Source organism: Pseudomonas sp. NBRC 111130 (assembly GCF_001320485.1).
GTDB classification, from domain to species: Bacteria; Pseudomonadota; Gammaproteobacteria; order Pseudomonadales; family Pseudomonadaceae; genus Aquipseudomonas; species Aquipseudomonas vlassakiae.
Map to the genome: position 1 here is coordinate 42,056 of NZ_BCBG01000032.1, position 21,193 is coordinate 63,248.

17 protein-coding genes and 1 pseudogene are annotated in these 21,193 nt (G+C 63.1%); 5 read left to right on the forward strand and 13 right to left on the reverse strand.

All coding sequences use genetic code 11. The features are described from left to right. Window positions 1-7 precede the first annotated feature (7 nt). From APH33_RS15725 to APH33_RS15740, 4 genes are read right to left on the reverse strand one after another with little or no spacing between them, the layout of a single operon-like run. On the reverse strand, window positions 8-3,025 hold the full coding sequence (locus APH33_RS15725; protein WP_054886030.1) for a sarcosine oxidase subunit alpha: 3,018 nt from the start codon (window positions 3,023-3,025) through the stop codon (window positions 8-10). Beyond that, the gene (locus APH33_RS15730) at window positions 3,022-3,357 is read right to left on the reverse strand and encodes a sarcosine oxidase subunit delta (RefSeq protein ID WP_054886031.1); all 336 of its coding nucleotides are present in this window, start codon (window positions 3,355-3,357) and stop codon (window positions 3,022-3,024) included. The genes APH33_RS15725 and APH33_RS15730 overlap by 4 nt, the downstream gene beginning before the upstream one ends. 14 nt (window positions 3,358-3,371) lie before the next feature. Next, window positions 3,372-4,622: a sarcosine oxidase subunit beta family protein gene (locus APH33_RS15735; RefSeq protein WP_003255680.1), complete on the reverse strand. Its 1,251-nt coding sequence runs from the start codon at window positions 4,620-4,622 to the stop codon at window positions 3,372-3,374. Between the two features lie 15 nt (window positions 4,623-4,637). Beyond that, window positions 4,638-5,891, reverse strand: a complete 1,254-nt coding sequence (locus APH33_RS15740; RefSeq protein WP_054886032.1) for a serine hydroxymethyltransferase — start codon at window positions 5,889-5,891, stop codon at window positions 4,638-4,640. Between the two features lie 324 nt (window positions 5,892-6,215). On the opposite strand from APH33_RS15740, the gene APH33_RS15745 reads away from it, so the two are divergent. Then, entirely contained in the window at window positions 6,216-7,256 is a 1,041-nt protein-coding gene (locus APH33_RS15745) for a low specificity L-threonine aldolase (protein WP_054886033.1), read from the forward strand. 118 nt (window positions 7,257-7,374) lie between these two features. Here APH33_RS15745 and APH33_RS15750 read toward each other — a convergent pair whose 3' ends face one another. The 3 genes from APH33_RS15750 to APH33_RS15760 form a co-directional block, all read right to left on the reverse strand. Further along, window positions 7,375-9,312 carry a methyl-accepting chemotaxis protein gene (locus tag APH33_RS15750; protein ID WP_054886034.1) on the reverse strand — a complete coding sequence of 646 codons (1,938 nt, stop codon included), beginning with the start codon at window positions 9,310-9,312 and terminating at the stop codon, window positions 7,375-7,377. 208 nt (window positions 9,313-9,520) lie between these two features. After that, window positions 9,521-9,823 carry a cell division protein ZapA gene (locus APH33_RS15755; RefSeq protein WP_054886035.1) on the reverse strand — a complete coding sequence of 101 codons (303 nt, stop codon included), beginning with the start codon at window positions 9,821-9,823 and terminating at the stop codon, window positions 9,521-9,523. Then, window positions 9,820-10,050 (reverse strand): hypothetical protein, encoded by a 231-nt coding sequence (locus APH33_RS15760; protein WP_054886036.1) that lies wholly within the window; start codon window positions 10,048-10,050, stop codon window positions 9,820-9,822. Before APH33_RS15760 ends, APH33_RS15755 begins: the two co-directional genes overlap by 4 nt. Before the next feature lie 289 nt (window positions 10,051-10,339). Between APH33_RS15760 and APH33_RS27975 the strand changes: the two are divergent. Then, window positions 10,340-11,095 (forward strand): annotated as a pseudogene (locus APH33_RS27975) (MCP four helix bundle domain-containing protein); the annotation flags it as partial. Continuing rightward, on the forward strand, window positions 11,087-11,950 hold the full coding sequence (locus tag APH33_RS27980; protein WP_371263254.1) for a methyl-accepting chemotaxis protein: 864 nt from the start codon (window positions 11,087-11,089) through the stop codon (window positions 11,948-11,950). The pseudogene APH33_RS27975 and the gene APH33_RS27980, both read left to right, overlap by 9 nt. Window positions 11,951-12,095: 145 nt before the next feature. Here APH33_RS27980 and gbcB read toward each other — a convergent pair whose 3' ends face one another. Continuing rightward, on the reverse strand, window positions 12,096-13,196 hold the full coding sequence (gene gbcB / locus APH33_RS15770; protein WP_054886038.1) for a glycine-betaine demethylase subunit GbcB: 1,101 nt from the start codon (window positions 13,194-13,196) through the stop codon (window positions 12,096-12,098). A 298-nt stretch (window positions 13,197-13,494) separates the two neighbouring features. Here gbcB and gbcA point away from each other — a divergent pair, with 298 nt between their 5' ends. Beyond that, window positions 13,495-14,787 carry a glycine-betaine demethylase subunit GbcA gene (gene gbcA, locus APH33_RS15775; RefSeq protein ID WP_054886039.1) on the forward strand — a complete coding sequence of 431 codons (1,293 nt, stop codon included), beginning with the start codon at window positions 13,495-13,497 and terminating at the stop codon, window positions 14,785-14,787. Window positions 14,788-14,834: 47 nt separating this feature from the next. On the opposite strand, the gene APH33_RS15780 is transcribed toward gbcA, so the two are convergent. Both APH33_RS15780 and APH33_RS26685 read right to left on the reverse strand, forming a co-directional pair. After that, on the reverse strand, window positions 14,835-15,554 hold the full coding sequence (locus APH33_RS15780; RefSeq protein ID WP_082433618.1) for an RHS repeat-associated core domain-containing protein: 720 nt from the start codon (window positions 15,552-15,554) through the stop codon (window positions 14,835-14,837). Between the two features lie 6 nt (window positions 15,555-15,560). After that, window positions 15,561-16,421, reverse strand: coding sequence for an RHS repeat-associated core domain-containing protein (locus APH33_RS26685; protein WP_082433619.1), 861 nt, complete (start codon window positions 16,419-16,421; stop codon window positions 15,561-15,563). Window positions 16,422-16,875: 454 nt separating this feature from the next. Here APH33_RS26685 and APH33_RS15790 point away from each other — a divergent pair, with 454 nt between their 5' ends. After that, window positions 16,876-17,079, forward strand: coding sequence for a hypothetical protein (locus APH33_RS15790; RefSeq protein WP_054886042.1), 204 nt, complete (start codon window positions 16,876-16,878; stop codon window positions 17,077-17,079). Between the two features lie 144 nt (window positions 17,080-17,223). On the opposite strand, the gene APH33_RS15795 is transcribed toward APH33_RS15790, so the two are convergent. From APH33_RS15795 to dgcB, 3 genes are read right to left on the reverse strand one after another with little or no spacing between them, the layout of a single operon-like run. After that, window positions 17,224-17,994, reverse strand: a complete 771-nt coding sequence (locus APH33_RS15795) for an electron transfer flavoprotein subunit beta (protein ID WP_054886043.1) — start codon at window positions 17,992-17,994, stop codon at window positions 17,224-17,226. Window positions 17,995-18,004: 10 nt separating this feature from the next. After that, complete coding sequence (locus APH33_RS15800; protein ID WP_054886044.1) at window positions 18,005-19,237, reverse strand: electron transfer flavoprotein subunit alpha/FixB family protein; 1,233 nt, start codon at window positions 19,235-19,237, stop codon at window positions 18,005-18,007. Then, window positions 19,237-21,189 carry a dimethylglycine demethylation protein DgcB gene (dgcB, locus tag APH33_RS15805; protein WP_054886045.1) on the reverse strand — a complete coding sequence of 651 codons (1,953 nt, stop codon included), beginning with the start codon at window positions 21,187-21,189 and terminating at the stop codon, window positions 19,237-19,239. Before dgcB ends, APH33_RS15800 begins: the two co-directional genes overlap by 1 nt. Window positions 21,190-21,193 lie beyond the last annotated feature (4 nt).

Below are 21,193 nucleotides of genomic sequence, written 5' to 3' on the forward strand. Positions count from 1 at the left end.
CGGGGCCTTAGACGTTCTGCCGCTCACCCTTCGGATCGAAGAACACCGAAGACACGATCTCCGCCTCGATCACGCTGCCATCGGCCTGCGGCGAGTAAACGCGCTCGCCCATGCGCTTGAGGCCGCCCTTGACCACACCCATGGCGAACGAATAGCCCAGGGAGTTGGAGGCGTAGCTGGAGGTCACGTGGCCAACCATGTCCATCGGAATTGGCTGCTTGGGATCGAACACCAGCTGGGCGCCTTCCGGCAGCCACTTGGTCGGGTCGATCGGCTTCAGGCCCACCAGTTGCTTGCGGTTCTCGCGCACACAGTCTTCGCGGTTCATGCCACGCAGGCCGATCCACGAGAACGGCTTGTTGCGGCCCACGCACCAGCTCATGTTGAGGTCGTCGGGGGTCATCGAGCCGTCGGTGTCCTGGCCAACGATGATGAAGCCCTTCTCGGCGCGCAGTACGTGCATGGTCTCGGTGCCGTACGGGGTCAGGTTGTACTTCTTGCCGGCCTCGATGATCTGTTCCAGCACGCCCATGGCGTAGTTGGCCTGCACGTTGACTTCGTACGACAGCTCGCCGGTGAACGAGATACGGAACACGCGGGCCGGCACGCCGCCGACGTTGCCTTCCTTCCAGGTCATGAACGGGAAGGCGTCCTTGTCCATGTCGATGTCGGTCAGCTCGCTGAGCAGCTTGCGGCTGTTCGGGCCGGACAGGGTCATGGTGGCCCAGTGGTCGGTGACCGAGGTGAAGTACACCTTCAGCTCTGGCCATTCGGTCTGGTGGTACAGCTCCATCCACTGCAATACGCGGGCAGCGCCGCCGGTGGTGGTGGTCATGATGAAGTGGTTGTCGCCGACACAGGCGGTCACGCCGTCGTCGAAGACCATGCCGTCTTCCTTGCACATCAGGCCGTAGCGGGCCTTGCCCACGTCGAGCTTGGTCCAGGCGTTGGTGTAGATGCGGTTGAGGAACTCGCGCGCATCCGGCCCCTGGATGTCGATCTTGCCCAGGGTCGACGCGTCCAGCAGGCCCACGCTGTCGCGCACGGCCTTGCATTCACGGGCAACCGCGGCATGGATGTCTTCACCGGCTTTCGGGAAATACCAAGGGCGCTTCCACTGGCCGACGTCTTCGAACTCGGCGCCGTTCTTTACATGCCAGGCATGCAGGGCGGTAAAGCGCACCGGCTCGAACAGGTGGCCACAGTGACGACCGGCTACCGCGCCAAAGGTCACCGGCGTGTAGTTCGGGCGGAACATGGTGGTGCCCATTTCCGGGATGGTGATGCCGATCGAACGGGCGGCGATGGCCAGGCCGTTGATGTTGCCCAGCTTGCCCTGGTCGGTGCCGAAGCCCAGCGCGGTGTAGCGCTTGACGTGCTCGACCGACTCGAAGCCTTCGCGGGTGGCCAGTTCGATGGCGGCGGCGGTGACGTCGTTCTGCTGGTCGACGAACTGCTTGGGTGCACGGGCAGTGCCCCTGTCGTGCGGCACCTGAAACAGCGCCACGGTGGCCTCTTCCTTGCGCGCCACGGTTTTCGGCAGGCTGCCAACGATGGCCTTGAAACCCGCTTCAGTGGCGGCGCGGGCACCGCCTTCGAAACCATCGGCAAGCACATCGCCCAGGGCGTAGACGCCATTTATGCCACCCACGCATTCGCGCTTCTGCGGGGCATCGCCCGGCACGAAGCCGAGAATGTCTTCACGCCAGACAGGGCGACCGCCCAGGTGCGAAGCCAGGTGCACGATCGGGCTGTAACCGCCGGAGGTGGCGATCAGGTCGCATTCGAGGGTTTCACCGGGGCTGGTGACCTTGTGCGCCTGCACATCGATGGCCGCCACACGGGCGCCGCTGACGTGCTTGGTGCCCTTGGCCTCGATCACGGCGCTGGAGGTGAGGATGCGGATGCCCTTGGCACGCGCTTCTTCAACCAGCGAACCACGCGGGTTGTGGCGAGCGTCGGCAATGGCGACCACTTGCAGGCCGGCGTCGTGCCAGTCCAGCGCGGCGCGGTAGGCGTGGTCGTTGTTGGTCGACAGCACCAGCTTGCGCCCTGGGGCCACGCCGTAACGGCGGACGTAAGTGGAAACTGCGCCAGCCAGCATGTTGCCCGGCAGGTCGTTGTTGCCGTACACCAGTGGGCGCTCGTGAGCGCCGGCAGCCAGGACCACGCGCTTGGCGCGGACACGGTGCACGCGTTGACGCACCTGGCCGATCGGTGCGCGGTCGCCGAGGTGGTCGGTGAGGCGCTCGTGGATGGTCAGGAAGTTATGGTCGTGGTAGCCGTTGACCGTGGCGCGTGGCAGCAGGGTCACTTCCGGCAGGCTTTGCAGCTCTTTGACCACGGCGTTGACCCAGTCGGCGGCAGGCTTGCCGTCGAGGGTTTCGCGGGTGTCAAGCAGGCTGCCGCCGAACTCTTCCTGCTCGTCAGCCAGGATCACGCGGGCACCGCTGCGGCCCGCGGCCAGCGCGGCGGCCAGGCCAGCAGGGCCGGCACCGACGATGAGCACGTCACAGTGCTGGTTCATGTAGTCGTAGCTGTCCGGGTCGTTCTGCAGCGGCGCACGGCCCAGGCCGGCTGCCTTGCGGATGTACTTCTCATAAGTCATCCAGAACGATTTCGGGTACATGAAGGTTTTGTAGTAGAAGCCCGGCGGCATCATGTTGCCGCCGACCTTGCCGAGGATGCCCATGACGTCGTTGTTGACGTTCGGCCAGCCATTGGTGCTGGTAGCGACCAGGCCTGCGTACAGCGCCTGTTGGGTGGCTCGCACGTTGGGGATCTGGGTGGCTTCGCTGGAGCCGATCTGCAGGATCGCGTTCGGCTCTTCGCTACCGGCGGCGATGATGCCGCGTGGGCGCGAGTACTTGAAGCTGCGGCCAACGATGTCGACGCCGTTGGCCAGCAGCGCGGCGGCCAGGCTGTCGCCGGCATAACCCTGGTAGGTCTTGCCGTTGAAGGTGAAGTTCAGGACCTTGCTGCGGTCGATACGGCCGCCGCTGGCGAGGCGATAGGTCTGGCTCATACTTTTTCCCCTTGGCCTTTGACGGCGGACGGTGCGATCGCAGCTTTGCCATCAGCGGTCACTTGCGGCTTCTGGCCAATCTTGTAGGTTTCCAGAATCTCGTAGGTCACGGTGTTGCGGGTGACGTTGAAGTACTGGCGGCAACCGGCAACGTGGTCCCACAGTTCGTGGTGAATACCGCGTGGGTTGTCACGGTAGAACATGTAGGTACCCCATTCCTCGTCGGAACAGGCGTTGGGGTCCAGCGGGCGGGCGATGTGCGCCTGGCCAGAGGCGTGGAACTCTTCTTCGGAGCGCAGCTCGCCACAGTGGGGACAGAAAATATGCAACATGACGGTGGCTCCGGTTAGTGGGCGACGGCGGCGGCGCCGTGTTCGTCGATCAGTGCGCCGTTGTAGAAGCGGTCCATGGAGAACGGCGCGGCCAATGGGTGCATTTCGCCTTTGGCCAGGCTCGCGGCGAAGACGTTGCCCGAACCCGGGGTCGCCTTGAAGCCGCCAGTCCCCCAACCGCAGTTGAAGAACATGTTCTTGACCGGCGTCTTGGTGATGATCGGGCAGGCGTCTGGCGAGGTATCGACGATGCCGCCCCACTGGCGGTTCATGCGAACACGCGAGAGGTTGGGGAACATCTCGACGATGGCCTGCAGGGTGTGCTCGATCACCGGGTACGAACCGCGCTGGCCGTAGCCGACCCAGCCGTCGATACCGGCGCCGATCACCAGGTCGCCCTTGTCGGACTGGCTGATGTAGCCGTGCACGGCGTTGGACATGATCACGCTGTCGATGATCGGCTTGATCGGCTCGGAGACCAGCGCCTGCAGTGGGTGCGATTCCAGCGGCAGGCGGAAGCCGGCCAGCTTGGCCATGTGCCCGGAGTTACCGGCGGTGACCACGCCGACGCGCTTGGCGCCGATGAAGCCTTTGTTGGTTTCCACGCCGATGACCGCGCCGTTTTCCTTGCGGAAGCCGATCACTTCGGTCTGCTGGATCAGGTCCACGCCCAAGGCATCGGCGGCACGGGCGAAGCCCCAGGCCACGGCATCGTGACGGGCTACACCGCCACGGCGCTGAACGGTGGCGCCGAGGATCGGGTAGCGGGTGTTCTTCGAGCAGTCCAGGTACGGGATTTCAGCCGCGACCTGGGCCGTGTTGAGCAGCTCGCCATCGACGCCGTTGAGGCGGTTGGCGGAGACGCGGCGCTCGGAGTCACGCATGTCCTGCAGGGTGTGGCACAGGTTGTAGACGCCACGCTGGGAGAACATCACGTTGTAGTTGAGGTCCTGGGACAGGCCCTCCCACAGCTTCATGGCGTGCTCGTACAGGTGCGCCGACTCGTCCCACAGGTAGTTGGAACGCACGATGGTGGTGTTACGGGCGGTGTTGCCGCCACCCAGGTAACCCTTTTCGATCACCGCAACGTTGGTGATGCCGTGTTCCTTGGCCAGGTAGTAGGCCGTGGCCAGGCCATGGCCGCCACCGCCGACGATGACCACGTCGTAGACCTTTTTAGGGGTCGGCGTGCGCCACATGCGCTGCCAGTTTTCGTGGTGGCTGAGGGAGTGTTTGAAAAGGCCGAAGCCCGAGTAGCGTTGCATGTTCGTTTACTCCACTCAGCGGTAAACAGGGAAGTCAGCGCACAGCGCCGCGACGTTCTTCGCCACATCGGCTTCGACGTCGGCGTCACCGAGATTGTCGAGGATGTCGCAGATCCAGCCGGCCAGGGCGACACATTGCGCAACCTTGAAGCCGCGGGTGGTCACTGCCGGGGTACCGATGCGCAGGCCGGAGGTGACGAATGGCGACTGCGGGTCGTTCGGCACGGCGTTCTTGTTGACGGTGATGTGCGCGCGGCCCAGGGCGGCGTCGGCATCTTTGCCGGTCAGGCCCTGGCGGATCAGGCTGACCAGGAACAGGTGGTTGTCGGTGCCACCGGAGACCACGTCGTAGCCGCGATCGACGAATACCTGGGCCATGGCCTGGGCGTTCTCGATCACTTGTTTCTGGTAGCTCTTGAACTCAGGTTCCAGCGCTTCCTTGAAGCACACGGCCTTGGCAGCGATCACGTGCATCAGCGGGCCGCCCTGGGCGCCCGGGAATACGGCAGCGTTGAGTTTCTTTTCGATCTCTTCGTTGGACTTGGCCAGGATCAGGCCGCCACGTGGACCGCGCAGGGTCTTGTGGGTGGTGGTGGTGACCACATCGGCGAACGGGATCGGGTTCGGGTACAGGCCTGCGGCAACCAGGCCTGCAACGTGGGCCATGTCGACGAACAGGTAGGCACCCACCTTGTCGGCAATGGCGCGGAAGCGTGGGAAGTCGAGGGTCTTGGAGTAGGCCGAGAAGCCGGCAACGATCATCTTCGGCTTGTGCTCGACAGCCAGGCGCTCGACTTCGTCGTAGTCGATCAGGCCGGTAGTGGTGTCGATGCCGTACTGCACAGCGTTGTACAGCTTGCCCGAGGACGACACCTTGGCGCCGTGGGTCAGGTGGCCGCCGTGGGCCAGGCTCATGCCGAGGATAGTGTCGCCGGCCTGCAGCAGGGCCAGGTAGACCGCGCCGTTGGCCGAAGAACCGGAGTGCGGCTGGACGTTGGCGTAGTCGGCGCCGAACAGCTGCTTGGCGCGCTCGATGGCCAGGGCCTCGACCTTGTCGACGTGCTCGCAGCCGCCGTAGTAGCGCTTGCCCGGGTAGCCTTCGGCGTACTTGTTGGTCAGGCCGCTGCCTTGGGCCTGCATCACGCGCTTGGAGGTGTAGTTTTCCGAGGCGATCAGCTCGATGTGGTCCTCCTGGCGCTGTTCTTCGGCATTCATCGCCGCCAGCAGTGCATCGTCATAACCCTGGATCTGGTCTTGCTTGCTGAACATCGTGTATCTCCCGGCAGCGATCGTTTTTTGTCGTGGGGCACTGTGGCCCTTTGTGGCGATGTTATGACTGGGCGGGGCGGGTCAGATGCCTGCGCACGCCTTGCAATGGCGCGTTTACGACATTGGTTGTGGTGTTGGCCTCTTCGCGGGCACGCCCGCTACCACAGGTTTTGCGCCAACCTTGATGACAATGGATACCCTGTGGGAGCGGGCGTGCCCGCGAAGGGGCCGGCACAGGCAAAATCAAGTCGCGCACGGGTTGTATAGGCAACCGCTGAATCGATGGTTTAGAGTGCTGTTCTGCGTCGTTCACAGGACAGTGCCATGACAGACAAGAGCCAACAATTCGCCAGCGACAACTATTCCGGCATCTGCCCCGAAGCCTGGGCGGCAATGGAAAAGGCCAACCAAGGTCACGACCGCGCCTACGGCGACGACCAGTGGACCGAGCGTGCATCGGAGTACTTCCGCAACCTGTTCGAAACCGACTGCGAGGTGTTCTTCGCCTTCAACGGCACCGCCGCCAACTCCCTGGCCCTGGCCTCGCTGTGCCAGAGCTACCACAGCGTGATCTGCTCCGAGACCGCCCACGTCGAAACCGACGAATGCGGCGCGCCAGAGTTCTTTTCCAACGGCTCCAAGCTGCTGACCGCGCCCAGCGTCAATGGCAAGCTGACGCCCGAGTCGATCCGCGAAGTGGCGCTCAAGCGCCAGGACATCCACTACCCCAAGCCACGCGTGGTCACCATCACCCAAGCCACCGAAGTCGGCACCGTCTACCGCCCCGACGAGCTCAGGGCGATCAGCGCCACCTGCAAGGAGCTTGGCCTGAACCTGCACATGGACGGCGCGCGCTTCACCAATGCCTGCGCATTCCTTGGCTGCAGCCCGGCCGAGCTGACCTGGAAGGCTGGCGTCGATGTGCTGTGCTTTGGCGGCACCAAGAACGGCATGGCGGTGGGCGAGGCGATCCTGTTCTTCAACCGCCAGCTGGCCGAGGACTTCGACTACCGCTGCAAGCAGGCCGGGCAGCTGGCGTCGAAGATGCGCTTCTTGTCGGCGCCGTGGGTCGGGTTGCTGGAAAATGGCGCCTGGTTGCGCCATGGCAATCACGCCAACCATTGCGCGCAGTTGCTGGCCTCGCTGGTGAGTGACCTGCCGGGGGTCGAGCTGATGTTCCCGGTGGAGGCGAACGGGGTGTTCCTGCAGATGCCGGAGCCTGCCATTGAAGCGCTGCGCAGCAGGGGCTGGCGGTTCTATACCTTCATTGGTAGCGGTGGGGCGCGGTTCATGTGCTCGTGGGATACCGAGCAAGAGCGTGTGCGTGAACTGGCGGCGGATATCCGCAGCATCATCACCGCCTGACAGATTGCCGGGAGGGCTTCGCCCTCCTTTCGCGACACAAGGCCGCTCCTACAGGGGAACGCATTACCTGTAGGAGCGGCCTTGTGTCGCGAAAGGGCCGCGAAGCGGCCCCGGCAATCTAGAGCTTGAACCCACCCATCTGCCGCGCCAGGTCATCAGCCAGGCCACGCAGCGCCTGGCACTCCTCCCGACACCCTTGCACCTCGGCCGCCGTCTCCCGGGCCAAATCAGAAATCCCCTGCACCGTGCGGTTGATCTCTTCGGTCACCGCCGACTGCTCTTCGGTCGCCGTGGCCACCTGGTGGTTCATGTCGCTGATGTGCTCGACCTGGTCGGTAATCGCGCCCAAAGACGCGCCAGTACGCTGGCTGGATGCCACACCACTGCCAGTCGCCTGCTGCCCCGCCTGCATCGAACTCACGGCAGAACCCGCCCCCTGCTTGAGGCGCTGGATCATCTGCTGCACTTCATCGGTGGACAGCTGTGTACGCCGGGCCAACGTCCGCACTTCGTCAGCCACCACGGCAAACCCACGGCCCATCTCCCCTGCCCTGGCCGCCTCGATGGCAGCGTTCAGCGCCAACAGGTTGGTCTGTTCGGAAATACTGCGAATCACCGCCAACACCTGATCGATCGAGGCGACTTCATCGGCCAACTGGCTGACCGCATCGGCAGCCTTGCCGATATCCCCGGACATGCCCTCGATGCCCTGGATCGAGCGCCGCACCACTTCGCGCGCCTGCAGCGCCTCATCCCGCGCCGATTGCGATGCCTGCGCCGCATCGCCAGCATTGCGGGCGATGTCCTGTACAGTCAGGCCCATCTCGTGCACGGCGGTGGCGACCATCTCGGTCATTTCCTGCTGCCGGCCGGAGCGCTCGGCAGTGTTATTCACCACCTGGGTCACTTGCTCTACTGACTGGTGCAGGCGCTCGCTGGTGCGCAACACTTCACCGATCAGGCCACGCTGGCTGTCGAGGAAGCGATTGAAGCCACGGGCCAGATCGCCCAGCTCATCCTGACGGGCATCGTCCAGCCGGTGGCTGAGGTCGCCACCGCCACTGCCGATCTGTACCAGCGCGGCGGTGACGCGGCGGATCGGCCGCACCAGGCCACGCGCCAGCAGCACCACCAGCAGCAGCGACACAAGGGCCACGCTGCCGCCGATCAGGCTGGTCAGCCCCACTGTCTGGTGCATCTGCGCGTAAATTTCCTGCTCCGGAACCTCGGCCACCAGGGTCCAGTTGAGGTCGCGCAGAGGCAGGCCGAGCGCCAGGTAGCTTTCACCGTCGCGGTTGAAGCGGCTACTGCGCAAGCCTTCACCACCGGTCATCACCACCTTGGCAGCTTCTGCGCCGAGTTGTTCGGCGAGCTGACGCTTGCCGCTGAAGGCCGCGTCCGGATGCACCTGGATCAGGCCGTCATTGCGCACCAGGAAGACTTTGCCGTGCTCGCCGAAACTGAAGTCGTGAATGAGTTTCGACAGTTCGGTCATGCGCAGGCCCATGCCGGCTACGCCGACCAGCTTGCCGGCCTTTTCCACGCGGTAGTCGATGAACAACGCCAGCTCACCCGTGGCGTGATCGATGTCGATATTCACCAGGCGTTCGGCGCCGCTGTCGATGTAGCCGTAGAACCATTTGTCATTGGGGTTGCCGCGACTGAGGATGCGGTCCAGGCCATTCTCGTTGTAGTAGTTGCCCGTTTCGGTCGAGGCGAACAGCGTGGTGAACGCATGGTTGCGTTGCTTGGCAGCCTGCAGGTATTCGAGGAATTGCGGGGTTTGAGCGGGGTTTTCGCCAGCGGCAAGCCAATCGCGCAGCAGCGTATTACCGGCAATGTCGGCTGCAGCCACCAGAGGCTGGCCGAGCATGCGCTCGATGTCGTTGCGGATGGCTTCGATGCTGGCCGGCAATGCGGTGTCGACCAGGTAACGTTCGGTCAGGCGGTTGAGTGCCACCGTGAAGATGATCACCACCACCAGGATGCTCGCCAGCAGGGCGGCACCCATGCTTGCAATCAATTGCCACTGGATGCTTTTACGCCAGATACGCATGCCCTGTTCCCCGCTCATTATTGTTTTGCGGGAAGTGTATACACTTGCGTATTCAGTTAATCCAGTGATCTGGAACAATGGGACTGCTTTGCAGTCCTTTCGCGACACAAGGCCGCTCCTACAGGAGATCGCGTTTGCGTTGCAGGAGCGGCCTTGCCCGGGCGCCGGACCGGTCGGAAAGGGGCGCAACGCGCCCCCCAGCATTCGATCAGGACTCAGCAATAGTCTTGACGATGGCGTCCACCGTGGCGTCGATCTGCGCCTGGGTGCGCTCGAGGGTCTGCTGATGTTCCTTTTGCAGTTCGACCTGCTTGGAACACAGGTTCAGCGCGGCCAGCACCAGCAACTTGTCGCCGATCAGGGTCGGGTACTGGCGTTTGGTCTCGCTCAGCGCGGTGTTTAGCATCCGCACGGCCTGGGCCAAGGTTTCTTCCTGGCCTGCGGGCGCCTTGATCGAATAGTCGCTGCCAAGAATCGACACGACATTGATCGGCTGCGCTTGCAGTCTCATGCGCCGACGACGCCAGCGCTGGCGCGTTCAACCAGCGCCTGGATGCGCGCGGCGGTGGCGCCGTGCTTCTCTTCCTGCTCCATCAGCGACAGTTGCAGGGTTTCGTTTTCTTCCTTGGCCTGGGCCAGTGCCTGGTCGAGGGCGGTGTTCTGCTCGGTGAGTTGAGCGTTTTTCTGCATCAGGTCGCTGACCAGTTGCTCGAGTTGATTCAGGGAGGCTTCCAGCATGGGTCTATCTCGGGTTGTTGCAAAGGGCGCACACGATAAAGAAAAGCGTGAGCCCCCGCCATTAAATATCGGATTCTCAAGGTTTCTAACCCGCAGATTGACAGGGTATCTGGCCCCTTGTTCCGACCTGGATCAACCGCCGGTCAGGTAAAGGGCCAGCGAGCTGAAAAGTTTCATGTGGTCATCCTCAAGACTGTTCAGTCACGACCGATAGACAGGTAGGTCATATTCCGTCGCATGGACCGCGCCACCCCACCCAGCCTGGACTCTCTCCATGTCACTACGCAACATGAACATTGCACCGCGCGCGTTGCTCGGGTTCGCTCTGATCGGCGCGCTCATGCTCGGCCTCGGTATCTTCTCGCTGATGCAGATGGGCAACATCCGACAGGCCGGCGTAACCATTGAAGTCAACAGCGTGCCCAGCATCAAGACGCTCGACGAACTGGCTGCGCTCAACCTGCGCCTGCGCTCATTGTCCTACCGGCTGCTGCTCAACCGCGAAGCAGAAACCCAGCGCGACACCCTCAACCTGCTGGACCAGCGCAACGCCCAGATCGACCGTGCCCGGCAGGCCTACCTGCCAATGATCACGGCAGCCGACGAGCGTGCCGCCTTCGAGCAGTACACCCAGCTGCTCAACCAGTACCGACAGCTCGAGTCACGCATGCGCAGCCTGAGCCAGGCCGACCGCCTCGACGAATTGCGTGACTTGCTCAACCGCGACCTGCTGGCCAATTCCGAGCAGATCAACAAGGTCATGGAGACCCTGGTCCAGATCAACACCGAGCAGACCCGCGCCACCAACGCAACCGCCGCCCAGCAGTACGACACTGCGTTCGCCCTGGTGATCGGCCTGTTGATTGCCGCCACGGCGCTGACCTTCCTCTGTGCCTTCCTGCTGACCCGCAGCATCGTCAAGCCGATCGAAGAAGCGCTGCAGGCCGCCGAGCAGGTGGCCGACGGCGACCTGACAAAAGTCATCCGCGCCGAAGGTACCGACGAAGCAGCCCGTCTGCAGCGCGCCATGGCGCGCATGCAGGACAAGCTGCGCGACACTCTGCAACTGATCGCCGGTTCCGCCACCCAGCTGGCCTCCGCAGCCGAGGAACTGAACTGCGTCACCGACGAAAGCGCCCGCGGCCTGCAGCAGCAGAACAATGAAATCGAACAGGCGGCCACCGCCGTTACCGAGATGACCAGCGCCGTGGAAGAAGTGGCGCGCAATGCGGTCAGCACTTCGGAGGCTTCAAGCGAAGCCAGCCGCTCGGCCGGCGACGGTCGTGACCTGGTCATGGAAACCGTGGGTGCCATCGAGCGCATGAGCGGCGACGTGCAGGCCACCGCCAGGCTGATCACCCACCTGGCCGAACAGTCGCGTGATATCGGCAAGGTCCTCGACGTGATCCGCGGCCTGGCCGACCAGACCAACCTGCTGGCGCTGAACGCGGCGATCGAAGCGGCGCGTGCCGGTGAGGCCGGGCGGGGGTTTGCCGTGGTGGCGGATGAAGTGCGGGCGCTGGCGCACCGCACCCAGCAGTCGACCAGCGAGATCGAGCGCATGATCGGCAGCATTCAGGGCGGTACCGAAGAGGCGGTGGAATCGATGCGCACCAGCACCGAGCGCGCCGAATCGACGCTGAATATCGCCAAGGGTGCGGGCATGGCTCTGGATACCATTGCCGGGGCTGTGGCGCAGATCAACGAGCGCAACCTGGTGATCGCCAGCGCGGCGGAAGAGCAGGCGCAGGTGGCGCGGGAAGTAGACCGCAACCTGGTGAACATCAATGACCTGTCGGTGCAGAGTGCTACCGGGGCGCATCAGACCAGCGCAGCGAGTGCCGAGCTGTCGCGTTTGGCGGTGGACCTCAATGGCCTGGTGGCTCGGTTCCGCACCTGACTTCAAAATGCCGGGGCCGCTTTGCGGCCCTTTCGCGACACAAGGCCGCTCCCACAGGTACCGCGCAGGCCTTCAATCTGCGCAGTACCTGTGGGAGCGGCCTTGTGTCGCGAAAGGGCTGCGAAGCAGCCCCGGCAATCTCGGATCAGTAATCGATCCGCACATCCCCCTTTGGCACACTGCAGCACGACAGGATGTAGCCCTCGGCTTCGTCGTCCTCGGTAATCCCGCCGTTGTGCTCCATCTCCACTTCGCCGCCCAGCTTGAGCACCTTGCAGGTCCCGCAGATGCCCATGCCGCAGGCTTTCGGGATCATCAGGCCAACCTTCGCTGCCGCTGCATGCACGGTCTCGCCCGGGGCGACGCGAATGCTCTTCTCGCTGCCGATGAACTCCACCAGGTTGAGGTCCGATGCATCCACTTCCGGTGCGTCGGCCGCCTGCTCGGCATGTTCCACGGCATCGGCCTTGGCCTCAGGGGGCGTCGCGCCGAACGACTCCTCGTGGTAGTTCTTCATGTCGAAGCCGACCGCTTCGAGCATGCGCTTGACCGCGGTCATGTACGGCGTCGGGCCGCAGCAGAACACCACGCGCTCCATGTAGTCCGGCGCGATCAGCTCCATCAGGCGCTGGTTGAGGTAACCGCGGTAGCCCGCCCAAGGCTCACCCAGCCCATGCTTCTCGCAGATGATGTGCAGGCTGAAGTTGGGAATGCGCGACGCCATCTGTTCCAGCTCGCGGTGGTAGATGATGTCCTTCGGCGAACGGGCGCTGTGCACGAACACCATGTCGACGTTGGCGTTGGTGTCGTAAAACCAGCGCGCCATCGACATCACCGGGGTGATGCCTACGCCACCGGAGAGGTACAGCACCTTGCCCGCCGGGAAATCGATGGCGTTGAACAACCCCACCGGGCCATGCACCGGCAGCTCGGCGCCTTCGTGCATGGTGTCGTGGAGGAAGTTGGACACCAGCCCGCCCGGTACGCGCTTGACCGTGATCGAGAAGCTGTAGGGCACCGACGGCGAACTGGAAATGGTGTACGAACGCATCACCGGCTTGCCTTCGATCTCCAGCTCCAGGGTGACGAACTGCCCGGGCTTGAAGAAGAACATGATCGGCTGGTCGGCCATGAAGCAGAAGGTGCGCACGTCCCAGGTCTCCTGGATGACCTTGACGCAGCGCACGATGTGGCGGCCGTTGGCCCAGGTCTGGGTGGTGACCGGATTGAGGAAGGTATCGGACATGTTCATCTCCAGCGGCCGACTATGGCCCTTTTTATGGCTCCGATAATGCGCAAGCCGTGAGCGACGTACATTCCTGCCAGCGACATCGGCGTGCTTATCGCGACCAGCCCCGCGCTACAAGGGCTGGCGCGTCGTAATTCAAATCGGCCATGTCGCCCATGGATACGGTTCATGGCGCCTTCGGACGCACACTCCACGGCAAAACAACCAGCTGTTTGTTTGCGAAAAGCAGCCTTGCGGCACCACAACAACGATTAGCCACCTTTAGCCGGCCGCGCACGGCCCCGAGGAATACACGATGGACGTCACCGCAACCCTGAGCCTGGGCGATCCACTGGAACCTGCACGCAAGGCCACCGCCGAGATGCTGCAGACCCGCGAGCGCACCTACTCGCTGCCCCAGCCGTTCTACACCGACGAGCGTCTGTTCCAGATCGACATGCAGGAGATCTTCCAGAAGGAATGGCTGATCGCCGGCATGACCTGCGAGATCCCGGCCAAGGGCAACTACATCACGCTGCAGATCGGCAAGAACCCGATCCTCGTGGTGCGGGGTGCCGAAGGCAAGGTACACGCCTTCCATAACGTCTGCCGCCACCGCGGTTCGCGTTTGTGCGTGAGCGACAAAGGCAAGGTGGCCAAGCTGGTCTGCCACTACCACCAGTGGACCTATGAGCTGGACGGTCGCCTGCTGTTCGCGGGCACCGAAATGGGCGCCGATTTCGACATGAAGCAATACGGCCTCAAGCCTGTGCACGTGAAGGTGGCCGGCGGCTATATCTTCATCAGCCTGGCGGAAAACCCACCGGCTATCGACGAGTTCCTGGCCACCCTGGACCACTACATGGAACCGTACGACATGGAGAACACCAAGGTGGCGGTGCAGACCACCTTGATGGAAAAGGCCAACTGGAAGCTGGTGCTGGAAAACAACCGCGAGTGCTACCACTGCTCCGGTTCCCACCCAGAACTGCTGCAAACCCTGCTGGAGTGGGACGACACCAACGACCCTCGCGCCGACCAGGCCTTCAAGGACCACGTGGCCGCCTCCGCCGCTGCCTGGGAAGCCGAGAAGATCCCGTACCTGCACAAGAGCCACGGCCTGCGTAACCGCATCGTGCGCATGCCGCTGCTCAAGGGCACCGTGTCGATGACCATGGACGGCAAGCAGGCCTGCCAGAAGCTGATGGGCCGCATCAAGAACCCGGACCTGGGCTCGATGCGCATCCTGCACCTGCCGCACTCGTGGAACCACTGCATGGGCGACCACATGATCGTCTTCACCGTGTGGCCGATCAGCGCCCAGGAGACCATGGTCACCACCAAGTGGCTGGTGCACAAGGATGCCGTGGAAGGCGTGGACTACGACCCGGAGCACATGCGCAAGGTGTGGGACGCCACCAACGATCAGGACCGCCGCCTGGCGGAAGAGAACCAGCGCGGGATCAACTCCACTGCGTACCAGCCTGGGCCGTACTCGAAGACTTACGAGTTTGGTGTGGTCAACTTCATTGACTGGTACAGCCAGCGGGTGTTGAACAACCTCGGGGCGGAGCCGGCGCCGTATCTGAAGGAAGTGCAGGCGCAATAGACAGGGTCGAACCAGGCAGGCAAGCGATTGGCTGCCTGGTGCTTGGCTCATCCACGAGCAGGCAGATCTACCGCGTTCCCACGAATTCTCTGCATGACATTTTTGCCTGCCGTCAGCACCGGGGTTACCCCTGTCAGGATCCCCAGTGCTTCAACGGCTACACTGGGCAACTGGGCTGGTGACTGCCACAGATAGGGCACCACCACAGCCGCATGCTGCTGGATATTCAGCAAGCGCTCCGTGACACCGAGGCTGGTGGCCGCAGCCCCCACCACGATACTGTCCTTTATCAATGGAACGCTTGGACTGCCTAGTTCGGACCAGACCAAAGCCGATGCAGTCACTTTCAAAGTACCCTTGTGTGTCTTGGCGAGTACCTGAAGTTGCTGGGTAAGTGAAGGCGCGGCATTTTGCAAACGCCCCTGTACGACTACCTTGAGCGCTGACAAGACCCCATCGATGACGTTGAGGGCACCCTCTGCCAAGGCTGTCAGGAAAAGTGAGTTCGGTAAGGAGAATGCGCCATTGCGATCGACTCGATTGACAGGATCGCCGGAGCAATAGCTGTACGCATTGATGCCGCCTATACCGAAGGGGCTCAGGGCATCAGCGCTATGGAATCTCATCAGTAATGGGTCGTAGGTACGATGGCCGCGGCCAAGATGATAATGGCCAGTCAAAGGGTCTCGATATTCGCCGCAGAATGCCAGGCGCGAGTTGGGCATGCCATGAAAAGTACCGTAGACAGTGAAGGTACGCGCGTCCATGGAAAATCACAGTCGGGTATTTTCGTGTGTTTCTGTGGAGTGCCGTCTCCCGCTCCTGATGCTGCGGGCGGATTCTGGAGAATTCTGTCCAGACATCTCAATGCTCACATGCTGGTTGGAATTGATCACGACAGGCCCGGCAGCTTGCTGAGCCGGTTGCACTTGGGAAGGTGGTGAAGTGGGCGCTGACCGGGCCGGTACAGGCAAAGCGTCAAAACCGGATACATACCTGACATTCTGCCCGGCTACGCTCGCAACCTGCCTCAAGCCACCCGCCAAATTTCTTGCGATGGTGACTCCGGACTTGATGATCGACGATGCATTGCCAAGACTTATCATGCCCAAGGCGACTGGCTCCAACCTTTGCGAGCCGCTGAACAGCATGCCCACTCCGGTCAGTACCAACGCAGACTCGACCATGAGCTGTCGACTGGCCCAAAGCGCCGAGCGGCTCTGGATTCTGCTCGTCAACGCAGCAAGGTTGAGGCCGACATAAGCTGCAACTGATGTGGATCTGGTCATTTCGATTGACCCCAGAACAGTCCAGAACTTGCCAGAGGGGTCGATGTAGTTGATGGGGTTTCCAGCGCAATAGGCGTAGGAATTGAGTCCACCCTGGCCAAAGGGACTCAGATTATCGGGACTGAGAAAACGCATCAGGCCGGGCCCATATAGCCGGTGGCCGTTGCCAAGGTGATAACACGCTGTCAGAGGGTCAAGACGTTGGCCAGCAAACGCGGTCAGCGGACCAGGTGCAATTGGCGCGTATCCATAAGGAGTGAAAGCCCTTTCATACGAGCATTGGTTACCTACAGCGCCCTGAGCCGCACGCTGCATATCTGCCACCAACAAGCAGGATCGTCTCATTGCTCAGCGCTCGGCCCCTGATTTTCGTAATGTCGACAATGAAGCCGACGACCCCATCTGGATACTGGTAAAACTGACAGGTCGACCTGGTCAAATATTGATCAAAGCCCTGAATCCCTTTGTTTTAAAGGGCCACAGAGATTATCGAACACCTTGTCCACAGGTCGATAAACAGAATTCCTGAACAACTCTGCAACTGACCTGTGGATAAATACAAAAAACACCAATTCATCATGGATTTAGCAATTTTCGAGTGAGTTGGACGTTCTTTGATCAACACCCTGAATCCCTTTGGCTTCGGGGCCTGCAGCGAAGCACAAACACTTTATCCACACCTTGGCGAACAGATTCCGTGGGCAAAATTCCGTTGCACCTGACATTTTTGCCAGTTTCGCCAGATCGCCCCTTGTGCTTCAGTGGGTGCCACTATTTTGGCACTACTCAGGAATAACTTATGCACAGGCGCCTGAATGGGACGGTGAAATGGTTCGATGAAGGCAACGGATTGGGGGTAATCCGCGCCGAGGGGCAAGCGTGGAACTACCTGGTGTTGCGTTGTGCAGCGGTGAACGGGGGATTGTCGGCGGGGGAGCGGGTGTCGTTCCTGCCGGTGACCGAAAGGCTGGCGAAATGGGCGTTCAACGTGGTCCGGCAATAACCGCTGTTTTTGCAGGAGCGGCCTTGTGTCGCGAAAGGGCTGCAAAGCAGCCCCAGCAATATGTGCAATTGCGCTGACATCCTGGGGCCGCTGCGCAGCCCTTTCGCGACACAAGGCCGCTCCTACAAAAAAGTGCGGTCAGGCTCAGCGCAAGACACCCTCCTCCACCAGCAGCTTGAGAATGGCTTCGGCGCCTTCCTGTGGAGAAACATCCTTCAGCACCTTGCCGCCGCCACCACTGGCCTTGGCCGTGGCTGCCTTCATCCGGTCGGCACCGCTCTTGGCCTTGATCACCTTGAGCCGCTTGGGCCTTGGCCGCGCCGGTTGCAGCTCGGCGTCAGCCAGCAGTTCATCCTCGACGATCGCCACATTGCGCGCCGCCAGCACACCCCGGCGCGCCGGGCCGAAGGCGCTCTGGCGTGGCTTGGGCGCTGCGTTATCCACAGTCGCCAGCAACGGCAGGCGCACCTTAAGCCGACGCCGCTGACCGCGCGGCAAGGCCTGCAATACCTGAGCAGTGCCGTTGTCGATCGACTCCACTTCAGCCAGCCCTACCACCAGCGGCCAGCCGAGCTTCTCGGCCAGCAGGAACGGCAGCATGCCCGACCCTTCACCGGTCTCGGCCTGGCTGCCGGTCAGCACCAGCTGAGCGCCAGCATCGCGCAGGTAATCACCCAGCACGCCCAGCACATCGGCCCCTGCCGGCTGTTCCAGCACGTCCAGATGGCCCAGGCCCATGCCCAGGTAGGCGCGCAGTGCCTCTTCCCGTGGGTCGCCGGCATGCACCACCTGCAAGTTACCCCCAGCCAGCTGCAGGCCCAGCTCCACGGCGCGGGCGTCCTGCTCGGCGCGGCGAGCTCGCCCGGAGCTGGGGTGGGCACCGATGGAAACCAGGCTGATCACTTTCGTACTCATGCTCGTGCCCTTAAGCCGCGTCGCGCTGGCCGCCGCTGCGGAAGTTGTCCACAGCTTCGATCAGTGCCTTGAGAATCGCCGAACTGTCGCCAATCACCGACAGGTCGGCCCGTTTGATCATGTCGCAACCCGGGTCCATGTTGATCGCCACCACCTTGTCGCAGGCGCCGATGCCCTGCAGGTGCTGGATCGCGCCAGAGATACCCACAGCCACATAGACCCGCGCAGTCACCCAGGTGCCGGTGGCACCGACCTGGCGGTTGCGCGGCATGAAGCCGTCGTCCACCGCCACCCGCGAGGCGCCTTCGGTGGCGCCGAGGGCCGCAGTGGCCTTGTGGTACAGGTCCCAGTCCTTGACACCGTTGCCGCCCGAGACGATGAATTCGGCCTCGGCCATGGCGATGGTCGCCGGGTCGACCGCCACCGCACCCAGGTCCTCGATGCGCGACAGGCTACGCACCACGCTTGTGGACAACTCCACCGGCAGCGCTTCGTGACGGGTTTCGCTGACCGGCTCGGCACACTCCGCCGCCCCCAGGATCAGGCGGGGCACAGCACGTTGCAGGTCTTGCTGGCCGGCGCCGGCGCGGCCGATGCACTGGCCGTCCTTGACCTGCCAGACACGCGTCGCCGGGCGCTCGCCGAGCGACGCACCGAGGCGCCGACCCAGCTCGCCGCCGCCGCTGCGGCTATCGGGCAGCAGCCAGTGACGCGGAGCGAACTGGTTATCCACAGCCCGCAGCCCCTGCACCCGTTGCTCTGGTGCATAACCTTCGAATGCCTCGCCATCGAGCACCAGCAGGCGATCGACACCGGCTGTGGAAAAGTTGCTTTCCTTGTGTTCACCAAACACCACCGCCAGCACTGCGCCGTCGCTGCCGGCCAGGCCATGGGCCAGGCCCAGCAGGTCGCGGTCGTGGCTGCTCAGGCGGCCACCGACCATGTCCGGTACCACGGCGATGTAGAACGCCGGCGCCGGAACCTGGTGCAGCGGCAGCTGTACTTCGGCTGCCGCCGTACGCCGCCCGCCGACACCAGTGCCCTGCTGGGCACCGCTGCGGTCGATGCGCTTGAGCCCGGCCGGACCGATGAAACCTGCGGCAAGCGCATGGGGATTCTTGCGGATCAGGCCGTTGGGCCCCATCCAGCGGGTCTGTTGCGTCTGCATCGCCGCATGCAGCGGATGCAGACGGTTACGGGCGATCCACTCGGCGCGTGGGTCGCGGCGGATAATCTCGCTCATCAGTGCACCTCCGCAGGTTCGCGTTTAACCGTTGGCGACTTTGGGGCCGCGGCAGCTTCCTCTTCGATCAGCACATCCGCCACCAGCTCGGCGAGGTCCTTGATCTGGGGACGCGGTTCAACCACACCTTCGAGCATCGCGGTGCATTGTGGGCAACCCACAGCCACCAGCTCGGCCTCGGTCTCGCGGATATCGTCCATGCGCATGTCCGGAATCCGCTGTTTGCCAGGGATGTCGGTGATCGGCGCACCGCCGCCACCACCGCAGCACCGGGAACGGAAGCCCGAACGCGCCATTTCGCGCACTTCGATACCCAGCGCCTTGAGCACTTCACGCGGGGCTTCGTATTCACCGTTGTAACGGCCCAGGTAGCACGGGTCGTGGTAGGTGACGCTGCCACCTTTGTGTTGGCCGAGGTTCAACTTCCTGGCCGCGATCAGTTCGGCGATGTAGGTGCTGTGGTGCAGCACCTGGTAGTCACCGCCCAGCGCGCCGTACTCGTTCTTCAGCACGTGGAAGCTGTGCGGGTCGCAGGTGACGATGCGCTGGAACTTGTACTTGGCCAAGGTCTGGATATTGCGCCTGGCCAGTTGCTGGAAGGTCGCTTCATCGCCCAGGCGGCGCGCCACGTCGCCGCTGTCGCGCTCTTCCAGGCCGAGCACGGCGAAGTCCACACCGGAAGCCTTGAGTACCTTGACGAACGAACGCAGGGTGCGCTGGTTACGCATGTCGAAGGCACCGTCACCGACCCAGAACAGCACCTCGGTGGACTTCACCTCCGACAGCAGCTGCAGGTTGAGGTCGGCCGCCCAGTTCATTCGCCCGCCGGGGGCGAAGCCGCCAGGGTTGTCGGTGGCGATCAGGTTTTCCAGCACCTCGGCGCCCTTGTTCGGGGTCGCGCCCTTTTCCAGGGTCAGGTGGCGGCGCATGTCGACGATGGCATCGACGTGCTCGATCATCATCGGGCATTCCTCGACGCAGGCCCGGCAGGTGGTGCACGACCACAGCGTCTCGGCATCGACCAAGCCGTTGACGATCGGCTGGTGCGGGTTGCCGCTGTGTTCACCCAGTGGCTTGCCTGGGTAAGGGCTGCCGGCAAAGTTGGCGTCACTGCCACCGGCCAGGCCGATGACCATGTCCTGGATGAGTTTTTTCGGGTTCAGCGGCTGGCCGGCGGCGAACGCCGGGCACATGGCTTCACATTTGCCGCACTGCACGCAGGCATCGAAGCCGAGCAGCTGGTTCCAGGTGAAATCCACCGGCTTTTCCACACCCAGCGGCGCGTTCGGGTCTTCCAGGTCGAGCGGCTTGAGGCCGGTGGAGCGGCCGCCGCCGAAGCGCTCGGCACGGCGGTGCCAGGCCAGGTGCAAGGCACCGGCGAAGGCGTGTTTCATCGGGCCGCCCCAGGTCATGCCGAAGAACAGCTCCGACACGCCCCACAGCACACCCAGGCCGAGAATGCCGACCATCACCCAGCCGCCGGTATTGGCCGGCAGGATGCCGGCGACCGGCAAGGTGGCGATGAAGAAGCTGGCAGCGAATACCAGCAGGCTCTTGGGCAGGCGCATCCACGGGCCCTTGGACAGGCGCGCAGGCGGGTTCAGGCGGCGCTTGAAGACGAAGATGGCGCCGGTGAACATGATCACGGTGGCCACCAGCAGCGCGTAGCCGAGGATCTTGCTCTGCAGGCCGAAGCCGTGCACCAGGATCGCCAGCGCAGCCGACAGCACGAAGCCACCGGCAGTGGCCACGTGGGTCTTGGACATGTACTTGTCGCGCTCGACCACGTGGTGCAGGTCGACCAGGTAACGCCGCGGCATGGCCAGCAGGCCGCCGATCAGGTTGACCTTGCTCGGCCGGCCACGGCGCCACATGCGCACCCGGCGCAGGGCGCCGAGCACTGCCAGGCCAAGGGCAGCGAACAGCAGGATGGGTAGAAGGGTGTTCAACATGGGA